We start from the raw sequence: 11711 nt of genomic DNA, 5'->3' as shown, positions 1-11711 counted from the left end.
ATGATCGAAAAGACCTATGACGCCGCGGCGATCGAGCCGCGTATCGCCGAGCGTTGGGAAGAGGCCGAGGCCTTCCGCGCCGGAGCCGGCGCCGCCGAGGACGCCGAAGCCTTCTCGATCGTCATTCCGCCCCCCAATGTCACCGGTTCGCTCCATATGGGGCACGCGCTGAACGACACGCTGCAGGACGTGCTGGTGCGCTTCGAGCGCATGCGCGGCAAGAAGGTGTTGTGGCAGCCGGGCCTCGATCACGCCGGCATCGCCACGCAGATGGTCGTCGAGCGGCAGCTGGCCGAGCGCAAGGAGCCAGGCCGCCGCGACATGGGCCGCGACGCCTTCATCGAGCGGGTCTGGCAGTGGAAGGGCGAATCGGGCGGGGCGATCCTCGGCCAGCTGCGCCGTCTCGGCGCATCCTGCGACTGGTCGCGCGAGCGCTTCACCATGGACGAGGGCCTGTCGAAGGCCGTGCTGCACGTCTTCGTCGAGCTCTATCGCAAGGGCCTGATCTACAAGGACAAGCGTCTCGTCAACTGGGACCCGAAGCTGCTCACGGCGATTTCGGACCTCGAGGTCGAGCAGAAGGAGGTGAAGGGGCACCTCTGGCATTTCCGCTATCCGCTGGCCGATGGCGTGACCTACGAGCATCCCTACAATCTCGATGCCGAGGGCAACCGCACCGCGTGGAAACCGTCGGATGGCGAGCCGGCCGGCTACGAGACCCGCGACCATCTGGTCGTCGCGACGACCCGGCCCGAGACCATGCTGGGCGACAGCGGCGTGGCGGTCAGCCCCGAGGATCCGCGCTACCGCGACCTCGTCGGCAAGTCCGTCATCCTGCCGCTGGTTGGCCGCCCGATTCCGATCGTCGCCGACGAATATCCCGATCCCGAGGCCGGCACCGGCGCGGTGAAGATGACGCCGGCGCACGACTTCAACGATTTCGAGGTCGGCAAGCGCCACGATCTCAGGCAGATCAACATCCTGACGGTCGCCGCGAAGATCACCCTGGCCGAGAACGAGGCCTTCCTCGACGGTCTGGAGCGAACCGCCGAACTCGAGCGCACCATTGCGGCGCTCGACGGCGAGGACCGCTTTGCCGCGCGCGAGGCCATTGTCGCGATGATGGAGGAGGGCGGTCTCCTCGCGGCCGTCGAGGACCATCCGCACACGGTGCCGCATGGCGACCGCGGCGGCGTGCCGATCGAGCCGTTCCTCACAGACCAGTGGTATGTCGACGCCAAGACGCTGGCCGAGCCGGCCATCGCCTCGGTGCGCGAGGGCCGCACCAAGTTCGTGCCGAAGAACTGGGAAAAGACCTATTTCGACTGGATGGAGAACATCCAGCCCTGGTGCATCTCGCGCCAGCTCTGGTGGGGTCACCAGATCCCAGCCTGGTACGGTCCGGACGGCGAGATCTTCGTCGCCAAGACCGAGGAAGAGGCCGTCGCCGCGGCGCTGTCGCATTACGTCACCAACGGCACGATCGACGACGAGGAAGCCCGCGCCATGGCCGCCGACCCGGCGCGCCGCGACGGTTTCCTGCATCGCGACGAGGACGTTCTCGACACCTGGTTCTCGTCGGCCCTCTGGCCGTTCTCAACGCTCGGCTGGCCGGACCAGACGCCGGAACTCGCGACCTATTATCCGACCAGCGTCCTCGTCACCGGCTTCGACATCATCTTCTTCTGGGTCGCCCGGATGATGATGATGGGCCTCGAATTCATGGACGAGGAGCCGTTCCACACGGTCTATGTCCACGCCCTGGTGCGCGACAAGACCGGCGCCAAGATGTCGAAGTCCAAGGGCAATGTGGTCGATCCGCTCGATCTCATCGACGAGTTCGGCGCCGACGCCCTGCGCTTCACCTTGGCGATCATGGCGGCGCAAGGCCGCGACGTGAAGCTCGATCCGCAGCGCATCGCCGGCTATCGCAATTTCGGCACCAAGCTGTGGAACGCGACCCGCTTCGCCGAGATGAACGGCGCCGTGCATGGCGGCACCCTCGATCCGTCGCAGCTCTCGCTGCCGCTGAACCGCTGGGTCGTGACCGAGCTCGGCCGCACCATCGCCGAGACCGAGACCGCCATCGCGGCCTACCGCTTCAACGAGGCGGCGGCGACGCTCTACCGCTTCGTCTGGAACCTGTTCTGCGACTGGTATGTGGAGCTGGCCAAGCCGGCGCTGATGGGCAGCGACGAGGCCGCGGCCAACGAGGTGCGGCACGTCATGGGGTCGGTCCTCGACCGGATCTACGCGCTGCTGCATCCGTTCATGCCGTTCATCACCGAGGAGCTGTGGCAGGTGACCGCCGCCGGCGAACGCGCCTCGCTGCTCTGCCATGCGGCCTGGCCGGTGCTCGACTTCGCCGACCGCGACGCCGCCGACGACATCAACTGGCTGATCGAGGTGGTGTCGGAGATCCGCTCGGTGCGGTCCGAGATGAACGTGCCGGCGGCGACCGAGGCCGATCTTGTCGCTGTGGCGCCGGATGCGGCAACCGCAGCGCGGCTGGAGCGGCACGGCCCCGCCGTGAAGCGGCTGGCGCGGCTGGCGACCATCGTCACCGCCGAGACCGCGCCGGAACAGTCGGCGCAGATCCTGGCGGCGGGGGGCAGCTTCGCCCTGCCGTTGGCCGGGCTCATCGACGTCGCCGCCGAGCGCAGCCGCCTTGGCAAGGCCCGCGACAAGGCCCTGGGCGAGATCGAGCGGATCGACCGCAAGCTCTCCAACCAGAAGTTCGTCGCCAACGCCCCTGACGAGATCGTCGAGCAGGAGCGCGAGAAGCGCGAAGGCTACCGGATCGAGGCCGACAAGCTGTCGGCGGCACTCGAACGGCTGCAGTAGCCTTGCAATCGGGAGCACGGCGTGTCCTCGCAAGGAGGCGCCGTGCTCCTGCAATGCCCGGTATCATCCGGCCCTTTGCGCCGAGCGCCCGATCTGTCGTATTTATGACACGCTCGGGACACGATTTTGTCTCCTCGCGCCCTGCGCGGGCCGATCTCTCCCTACGTAACTCCCCGTTCCCCCACGCGAAAAAGCAGAATGTGCAAAGGCTTGCGCAGGCTTCGCCGGCTATGATCGCCGCTGTGGCGGAAGCGTCGCAATCGCCCCGGTGTTGCAACCGGGGAGTTCCGGACCGCGAATTTATCGTTTACGTTTGCGTCAACTTTCAGCGGCTGGGTTCCCGCGGAAGTTCAACAAGAGTGGGGGGATTCCATTGCGAACTTTTCTGACAACGATTCTCGGCGCGTCCCTGGCTTCGGCGGCGCTCAGCACGTCGGCCCTCGCCGGTGGCTTCCAGCGCGGCACGGCTGACACGGACATCCTGTTCGAGCAGGGCACCGCCGTGATGCGGACCGGCGTCACCTACGTCAATCCGCAGCGCGGCTTCGAGTCGATCAACGGCCAGAGCGGCAATTTCGGCACCTATACGCAGAATTACCTCATCCCGTCGCTGGCCTTCGGCATTAACAGCGAGATGGCCGGCTGCGCGGGCACCTACGTGATCTCCTTCGCGGCGGAATCCGACTACACCGGCGCGCCGGGCGGGGCGCTTCCGGCTGGTCCGACGGCCAATTCGCGAACCGAGACGAGCGAGTTCGAGTCGAACGAGTTCGGCCTGACCTGCCGCCTGTCCTACACCAATGACATCGGCCGCTTCAGCATTCTCGGCGGCGTCTTCGCCGAAGACTTCACCTTCGACGGAACCAGCCTCTCTGCGACTCCGATCAATGCGGTTCCGGTGTTCCTGCCGGTGCGCACGACCGTCGAGACGAAGAGCGACTATGCATACGGCTATCGCGTCGGTGCGGCATTCGAGAAGCCGGAAATCGCTCTGCGCGCTCAGGTGATGTATCGCTCCGAGGCAACGCATGATGAGTTCACCGGTACCGGACAGGTGACGGCGAACGGCGATGCCTACATCATCGGACCCGGTGGCGTGCAGGTTGTCGTGCCCGGCGCTCCGGCTCCCGGAACTCCAGTTGCGGCAGGCACCTCCAACTTCTCGGATGTCGTCAGCCCGCAGAGCCTTTACATCAACGCGCAGACCGGCATCGCACCGGGCACGCTGCTGCTGGCGTCGTTCCGCTGGACCGACTGGAGCACCAACGGCACCGCCGTCAGCTCGATCACCACGGGTGGCGTGACCCGCTCGAGCCTGTCGCCCTACAACTGGCGTGATGGCTACACGGCGTCGATCGGCCTCGGCCGGGCGTTCACCGACGAGATCTCGGCGGCCGTCTCGGTCGGCTACGATCGCGGCGTGTCGACCGGTTCGGAGACGACCTACACCGATCTCTACACCCTGGCCGGCGGCGTCTCGTTCAAGGCCAACGAGTGGAGCGAGCTGCGCTTCGGCGGTCTCGTCGGCTACTGGACCGATGGCGAGCAGTCGACCAGCGACGGTGCGTACTTCAATGCCACGGTCGGCGACGATTTCGTCTATGCGGTCAACGCCTCGATGAAGTTCACTTTCTGAGTCCGGTCTCGCGACCAACTCGTTGAAGCACAAGGAAGGCGCGTCCGCAGGGCGCGCCTTTTTGCTAGCCGGGACCCTCTCGCGGGCATCGAGGCGAATTCGCTGCTTGTGGGATCGCTGCAACACTATTGCAGCGGAGCATCGCCTATAGTCCGCCGCGGGAAGCCATGCCCCGTTGCCGCCACAAAACCCGCTCACCCCAGAGGTGCTGATCGGGCGCGGCGTCGAGGCGGGCCATGAACAGCGTTGTGTACGAGGGGGACCGATGGACGCGCATTCGATCGACAAGAAGAACCTGCCCAGCCGGCATGTGACCGAGGGGCCGTCGCGCGCGCCGCACCGCTCGTATCTCTACGCCATGGGTCTCACCAAGGAAGAGATCCATCAGCCGCTGGTCGGCGTCGCCTCCTGCTGGAACGAGGCCGCGCCGTGCAACATCTCGCTGATGCGCCAGGCTCAGGTCGTCAAGAAGGGCGTCGCGGCAGCCCGCGGCACGCCGCGCGAATTCTGCACCATCACCGTCACCGACGGCATCGCCATGGGCCACCAGGGCATGAAGGCCTCGCTCGTCTCGCGCGACCTCATCGCCGATTCGGTCGAGCTGACGATGCGCGGCCATGCCTATGACGCGCTGGTCGGTCTCGCCGGCTGCGACAAGTCGCTTCCGGGCATGATGATGGCGATGGTTCGCCTGAACGTGCCGTCGGTCTTCATCTATGGCGGGTCGATCCTGCCGGGCAATTTCCGCGGCCAGCAGGTCACCGTCCAGGACATCTTCGAGGCGGTCGGCAAGCATTCGGTCGGCGAGATGAACGACGACGATCTCGACGAGATCGAGCAGGTCGCCTGTCCGTCGGCCGGTTCCTGCGGCGCGCAGTTCACCGCCAACACCATGGCGACCGTGGCCGAGGCGATCGGCCTGGCGCTGCCCTATTCCTGCGGCGCACCGGCGCCCTACGAGATCCGCGACAAGTTCTGCTACGCCTCGGGCGAGATCGTCATGGAGCTCCTGGCCCGCAACATCCGGCCGCGCGACATCGTCACCCGCAAGGCGCTGGAGAACGCCGCCGCCGTCGTCGCGGCGACCGGCGGTTCGACCAATGGCGCGCTGCATCTGCCGGCGATCGCGCATGAATGCGGCATCGAGTTCGACCTGTTCGACGTCGCGGAGATCTTCCGCAAGACGCCCTACATCGCCAACCTCAAGCCGGGCGGCAAATACGTCGCCAAGGACATGTTCGAGGCCGGCGGCATCCCGATGCTGATGAAGACCATGCTGGACCATGGCTATCTGCACGGCGACTGCATGACCGTCACCGGCCGCACCATTGCCGAGAACATGGCGAAGGTGACCTGGAACCCGAACCAGGACGTGATCCATCCGGCCAACACGCCGATCACCGAGACCGGCGGCGTCGTCGGCCTGAAGGGCAACCTCGCCCAGGACGGCGCCATCGTGAAGGTGGCGGGCATGAAGAACCTGCGGTTCTCCGGCCCGGCGCGGTGCTTCGATTCGGAAGAGGAATGCTACGAGGCCGTCTCCAAGCGCCAGTACAAGGAAGGCGAGGTTCTCGTCATCCGCTACGAGGGCCCGCGCGGCGGACCCGGCATGCGCGAGATGCTGTCGACCACGGCGGCGCTCTACGGCCAGGGCATGGGCGACAAGGTCGCGCTGATCACCGACGGCCGGTTCTCCGGCGCGACCCGCGGCTTCTGCATCGGCCATGTCGGCCCGGAAGCGGCGCTCGGCGGTCCGATCGGCCTGCTGCGCGACGGTGACATCATCACCATCGATGCCGTCGCCGGGACACTGGACGTGGACGTGTCGGATGACGACATGAAGAAGCGGGCCGAAGACTGGAAGCCCCGCGAAACCGACTACCAGTCCGGTGCCATCTGGAAATACGCCCAGCAGGTCGGCACGGCGCGCCTCGGCGCAGTGACACATCCGGGCGGAGCGGCGGAAAAGCACTGTTATGCGGACCTCTAGTTCGTTCCTGTCGGTCTCGATCCTGGCGTTGACGCTGCTTGGCAGCGTCGGCGGGTCGGCGCTTGCGCTCGACCCGGCGGCCAGGGTCAATCCCGACGCAGGGCCGCTGGAACTCTTCTCCTTCGGTTTCAAGGCCTATCAGCGCGGCGAGAAGGTGGAAGCCTTCGAGGCGTTGCGCTACGCCGCCGACAAGGGACATCCGGGCGCGCGCTGGAAGCTCGGCCGGATGTATGCCGAGGGCGACGGCGTGCCGGAGAACGACTACGAGGCCTTCAAGATCTTCGAACAGATCGTACGCGATCAGGGCGAGGAGGAAGGCAACTTCACCAACGCCGCCTATGTCTCCAGCGCGGTCGTCGCGCTGGCCGACTATCTGCGCGTTGGGATTTCCGGCAGCCCGGTGGCGGTGGACCTGCAGCGTGCGCGGCAGTTCTACTTCCACGCCGCGTCCTATTTCGGCGACGCCAAGGCGCAGTTCGAACTGGGCCGCATGACGCTGAACGGGGAAGGCGGCAAGGCCAATCCCCGGCAGGCGGCGCGCTGGCTGAATCTGGCCGCCGAGAAGGGCAATGTCGGCGCCGCGGCGCTGCTCGGCTATCTGCTGTTCGACGGTGACCGCATCTCGCTGCCGGCCCAGCCGGTGCGCGGGCTCGGCATGCTGACCATGGCGCTGAAGCAGGCCTCGCCGCGCGACGAAAAGTGGATCCGTCCGCTGCAGGAAGAGATCTTCGCGATCGCCTCGGAAAACGAACGGCGCACCGCGCTCGCCTATGCCGAGCAGCAGATCGCGTCCGCGACCGGCATGGTCAGCACCAAGAACTGATCATTTGCGGATAGTTTGCGACGGTCGCGTCTGCGCTCCGACGGAACGCGGTCGAGCGGCTCAGGCTGCCAGTTCGACCAGCACCGGGACGTGGTCCGACGGCTTTTCCCAGCCGCGCACATGCCGGTCGATCCCCGCCGATGCCATCCGGTCCTGCGCTTCCGGCGACAGCAGCAGATGGTCGATGCGGATGCCGTTGTTCTTCTGCCAGGCCCCGGCCTGATAATCCCAGAAACTGTAGGTGCCGTCGGCGTCGGTGGTGGCGCGGATCGCGTCGCTCAGCCCCAGATTGATCAGACGGCGATAGGCCGCGCGGCTCTCCGGCTGGAAGAGGGCATCGCCCGTCCAGTTGTCCGGCCGCGCCGCGTCGCCGCGCTCGGGGATGATGTTGTAGTCCCCCGCCAGCACCAGCAGTTCCTCGCGGGCCATGCTGTCGCGGGCATGGGCGTGGAGACGCTGCATCCAGGCGAGCTTGTAGGTGAATTTCTCGGTGCCCAGCGGGTTGCCGTTGGGCAGGTAGAGCGAGGCGACCCGCAAGGGGCGGCCGTGGAAATCCCAGACGCCCTCGATGAAACGGGCATGCTCGTCGCTGCTGTCGCCCGGCAGCCGCGGCTCGATCGAAACCGGCTTCTCCTTCGACAGCAGCGCGACGCCGTTGAAGCCCTTCTGGCCATGCGTCTCCACATGGTAGCCGAGCGCCTCGATCGCCTCGCGCGGGAAGGTCTCGTCGACATTCTTGATCTCCTGCAGGCAGGCGATGTCGGGCGAGCGTTCCTGCAGCCAGGCGAGGAGGGCGTCGAGGCGGGCCTTGACGCCGTTGATGTTCCAGGTCGCGATCAGCACGGGAGCGTCAGACCGAGAAGGACGTGCCGCAGCCGCAGGACGCGACGGCGTTGGGATTGCGGATCTGGAATGACTGGCCCATCAGGTCGTCGACGAAATCGACCACCGAGCCTTCCATGTAGACGATGGAGACCGGGTCGATGACGACCCGCGCGCCGTCGCGCTCGAGGATGATGTCGTCCTCCTCGCGGCCGCTGGTCAGGTCGTATTTGTAGGAAAAGCCCGAGCATCCGCCGCCTTCGACGGAAATGCGCAGCGAATCGGCGTCGTCGCTTTTCGACAGGATCGCCGCGATCCGCCGGGCTGCGGCTTCGGAAACGGTGACGGTGTGATCGGTGGTGTCGCTCATCTTGCCGTTCGGCGCGTCGTTGGCTGGCGCGCCGCTCCTTGTTCGAGGGCTGACACTTAAGTATGGACGCCGGGTTGGCCGGTCAATCGGGACGGATCGTTTCGCGATGGATGAATCCCAGGGAACACGCGACGCGGCATTCGCGCGGATCGGGATGGGCGGCATCGCCCGCGCCCCTTACGCCGTGCAGCCCGAGGAATCCCGCGGCCGCCTCTATCCCGAGCCCGCCAGCCGCACCCGCACGCCGTTCCAGCGCGATCGCGACCGGATCGTCCATTCCACCGCCTTTCGCCGGCTGAAGCACAAGACCCAGGTCTTCGTTGCCGACGAGGGCGATCATTTCCGCACCCGCCTGACCCACACGATCGAGGTGTCGCAGATCGCCCGCGCCTTCGCCCGGGCTTTGCGGCTCGACGAGGATCTGACCGAGGCCATCGCGCTGGTCCATGATTTCGGCCACACGCCCTTCGGCCATGCTGGCGAGCGGGCCCTCGACCGGCAGATGGCGGCCTATGGCGGCTTCGACCACAACGCCCAGTCGCTGCGGATCGTCACGGCGCTGGAGCATCGCTACGCCGAGTTCGACGGGCTGAACCTTGCCTGGGAAACGCTGGAGGGGCTGGTCAAGCACAATGGCCCGCTGGTCGGGCCACGGGCCGAGCCGGGTACGCTGCTGCCGAGGCCCGTGGCGGATTTCGACGCGCTGTTCCCGCTGGATCTCGATGGCTATGCCAGCCTTGAAGCGCAGGCCGCGGCGATCTCGGACGACATCGCCTACAACACCCATGATCTCGACGACGGGCTCAGGGCCGGGCTGATCGACGTGGAGGATCTGCGCGAGCTGCGGCTGGCCGGCGCGATCCTGAAGGAGGTGGAGGAGGCCTATCCCGGTCTCGACCGCACCCGCACCGGCCACGAGATCCTGCGGCGCCACATCACCCGCATGGTCGAGGACGTGATCGGCACGGCGCTCTCCGGCATCGCTGCGATCGACCCGAAAACTGCAGGGGACATCCGCTCCGCCGACCGCGCAATCGTGGTGTTCTCGCCGGCCATGCGCGAGGCGGTGGACGAGACGCGGCGTTTCCTGTTTGAGCGGGTCTATCGCAACGAGAGCATCATGCAGGTGATGCGCACCGCCGAAGGTATCGTCGATGCGCTGTTCGAGCGGCTGATGGTGCGGCCCGACCTGATGCCGGGCGACTGGAGCCGCGATGCGGACAGGCTGCCGGCGGACAAGCTGGCGCGGCGCGTCTCCGATTACCTCTCGGGCATGACCGATACCTTCGCCATGGCCGAGCATCGCCGGCTGTTTGACGTCACTCCGCAATTGCGCTAGCCGGCCTTTCCTTCTTTAAGGCACGCACATGCGTGACGCCCGGTCGCCAGAACGTCCGGGCCGCGCCGCGACGGCGGCCGCCGGAACCAGTCGAGGTCCAGGATGAACATCTTCGCCGATTTCGAATCGCGCGTGAAGGCTGCGGTCGAAGCCGTTCTTTCCGATAGTGAAAATGGCGTGCCGGACCTGGCGCGCGTCACGGTCGAGCCGCCGCGCGATGCCGCCCATGGCGATCTGGCGACCAACGCCGCGATGGTGCTGGCCAAGCCGCTGGGCCTGAAGCCGCGGGATCTGGCCACCCGCATCGCCGCGCATCTCGCCCGCGATCCCGATGTCGAGACGGCCGAGATCGCCGGACCGGGCTTCATCAATCTGAAACTCCGCCAGCCCTTCTGGATCGCGCATCTGGCGGGCATTCTCGCCGCTGGCGGCGATTTCGGCCGCGCGCCGGCCACCGGCCGCCGGGTGAATGTCGAATATGTCTCGGCCAACCCGACAGGGCCGATGCATGTCGGCCATTGCCGCGGCGCGGTCGTGGGCGATGCCGTGGCGAGCCTGATGGCCTTCGGCGGCGACGAGGTGACCACCGAATACTACATCAACGATGCCGGCGAGCAGGTGAACGTCCTCGCGCGCTCGGCGCTGCTGCGCTACCGCGAGGCACTGGGCGAGACGATCGACGAGATCCCGGCCGGTCTCTATCCGGGCGAGTACCTCAAGCCGGTGGGCGAAAAGCTGGCGAGCGAGTTCGGCGACCGGCTCCTGGCGATGGACGAGGCGGAATGGCTGCCGCTGGTGCGCGAGCGGGCCATCGACGCGATGATGGCGATGATCCGCGCCGATCTGAAGCTGCTGGGCATCGAGCAGGACGTGTTCTTCTCCGAGCGCACCCTGCATGACGACAATGGCGGCAAGATCGCCGCCGCGATCGCCGATTTGCGGGAGCGGGGCTTCGTCTATCAGGGCTCGCTGCCGCCGCCCAAGGGCCAGTTGCCCGAGGATTGGGAAGATCGCGAGCAGACCCTGCTGCGCTCGACCGAGGTGGGCGACGACCAGGACCGGCCGCTGGTGAAGTCCGACGGCCGCTACACCTATTTCGCCGCCGACGTCGCCTATTTCCGCGACAAGTTCGAGCGCGGCTTCCAGGAGATGGTCTACGTCCTCGGTGCCGATCACGGCGGCTATGTGAAGCGGCTGGAGGCCGTGGCGCGGGCGGTGTCCGGCGGCACCGCGACGGCGGACGTCTTGTTGTGCCAGCTCGTGAAGCTCTACCGGAACGGCGAGCCGGTGACGATGTCGAAGCGCTCCGGCAATTTCGTCACGCTGGCGGACGTGGTGGAGGAGGTCGGCCGCGACCCCGTCCGCTTCATGATGCTGTTTCGCAAGAGCGACGCGCCGCTCGACTTCGACTTCCAGAAGGTCACCGAGCAGTCGAAGGACAACCCGGTCTTCTACGTGCAGTACGCCCATGCCCGTTCGGCCGCGATCTTCCGCCAAGCCGTCGAGGCCGGGCTGACGCTGCACGACTTCGCTTCGCTCGACCGCGAGACGCTGGATCTCCTGAACGACGAGGGCGAGATCGGCCTGATCCGCAAGCTCGCGGAGTTCCCGCGGCTGATCAAATCGGCGGCCGATGCAAAGGAGCCGCACCGGCTGGCCTTCTATCTCTACGACCTCGCATCGTCCTTCCACGCGCAGTACAATCGCGGCAAGGACCTGCCGGAATTACGGTTTGTTAACGCTGATGAGGTCAAGATCACCTTGGCCCGACTGGCTCTGGTGAAGGCCGTGGCGCTGGTTCTGGCTACGGGACTCGGCCTGATCGGGGTCGACGCTCCGGAAGAAATGCGCTGACCGATCACGCTTTGGTCAAGTTCGTCCCCTAGC

The 11711-nt window shown here is 66.5% G+C and carries 8 protein-coding genes; 6 read left to right on the top strand and 2 right to left on the bottom strand.

Annotation, left to right across the window (positions count from 1 at the left end; genetic code table 11):
- From N7I30_RS18200 to N7I30_RS18185, 4 genes are all read left to right on the top strand, one after another.
- Positions 1–2844, top strand: a complete 2844-nt coding sequence (locus N7I30_RS18200; protein ID WP_498640719.1) for a valine--tRNA ligase — start codon at positions 1–3, stop codon at positions 2842–2844.
- A gap of 373 nt (positions 2845–3217) precedes the next feature.
- Positions 3218–4480, top strand: a complete 1263-nt coding sequence (locus tag N7I30_RS18195) for a long-chain fatty acid transporter (RefSeq protein ID WP_475363996.1) — start codon at positions 3218–3220, stop codon at positions 4478–4480.
- Positions 4481–4745: 265 nt separating this feature from the next.
- Positions 4746–6470 carry a dihydroxy-acid dehydratase gene (gene ilvD, locus N7I30_RS18190; protein WP_228240629.1) on the top strand — a complete coding sequence of 575 codons (1725 nt, stop codon included), beginning with the start codon at positions 4746–4748 and terminating at the stop codon, positions 6468–6470.
- Positions 6457–7293, top strand: a complete 837-nt coding sequence (locus tag N7I30_RS18185; protein WP_024351457.1) for a tetratricopeptide repeat protein — start codon at positions 6457–6459, stop codon at positions 7291–7293. The genes ilvD and N7I30_RS18185 overlap by 14 nt, the downstream gene beginning before the upstream one ends.
- A gap of 60 nt (positions 7294–7353) precedes the next feature.
- Here N7I30_RS18185 and xth read toward each other — a convergent pair whose 3' ends face one another.
- Entirely contained in the window at positions 7354–8136 is a 783-nt protein-coding gene (gene xth / locus N7I30_RS18180; RefSeq protein ID WP_187390998.1) for an exodeoxyribonuclease III, read from the bottom strand.
- 7 nt (positions 8137–8143) lie between these two features.
- A complete protein-coding gene (gene erpA, locus N7I30_RS18175) occupies positions 8144–8485 on the bottom strand; it encodes an iron-sulfur cluster insertion protein ErpA (RefSeq protein ID WP_024351455.1) in 342 nt (113 codons plus the stop codon).
- 106 nt (positions 8486–8591) lie between these two features.
- Here erpA and N7I30_RS18170 point away from each other — a divergent pair, with 106 nt between their 5' ends.
- Both N7I30_RS18170 and argS read left to right on the top strand, forming a co-directional pair.
- A complete protein-coding gene (locus N7I30_RS18170; RefSeq protein WP_498640715.1) occupies positions 8592–9824 on the top strand; it encodes a deoxyguanosinetriphosphate triphosphohydrolase in 1233 nt (410 codons plus the stop codon).
- A gap of 102 nt (positions 9825–9926) precedes the next feature.
- Positions 9927–11678, top strand: coding sequence for an arginine--tRNA ligase (gene argS / locus N7I30_RS18165; protein ID WP_498640713.1), 1752 nt, complete (start codon positions 9927–9929; stop codon positions 11676–11678).
- The last annotated feature ends 33 nt before the right edge of the window (positions 11679–11711 follow it).

Origin of the sequence: Aurantimonas litoralis, assembly GCF_026153195.1 — a bacterium.
In the GTDB taxonomy this organism is placed as follows: Bacteria; Pseudomonadota; Alphaproteobacteria; order Rhizobiales; family Rhizobiaceae; genus Aurantimonas; species Aurantimonas coralicida.
This window is presented reverse-complemented; position numbering and strand designations above follow the sequence as displayed.

What these genes read in the sequence shown, in the direction of transcription:
- ilvD (WP_228240629.1), top strand. Translation starts at nt 4,746, where the DNA reads ATGGACGCGCATTCGATCGACAAGAAGAACCTGCCCAGCCGGCATGTG.
- argS (WP_498640713.1), top strand. Translation starts at nt 9,927, where the DNA reads ATGAACATCTTCGCCGATTTCGAATCGCGCGTGAAGGCTGCGGTCGAA.
- erpA (WP_024351455.1), bottom strand. Translation starts at nt 8,485, where the DNA reads ATGAGCGACACCACCGATCACACCGTCACCGTTTCCGAAGCCGCAGCC.
- N7I30_RS18170 (WP_498640715.1), top strand. Translation starts at nt 8,592, where the DNA reads ATGGATGAATCCCAGGGAACACGCGACGCGGCATTCGCGCGGATCGGG.
- N7I30_RS18200 (WP_498640719.1), top strand. Translation starts at nt 1, where the DNA reads ATGATCGAAAAGACCTATGACGCCGCGGCGATCGAGCCGCGTATCGCC.
- N7I30_RS18185 (WP_024351457.1), top strand. Translation starts at nt 6,457, where the DNA reads ATGCGGACCTCTAGTTCGTTCCTGTCGGTCTCGATCCTGGCGTTGACG.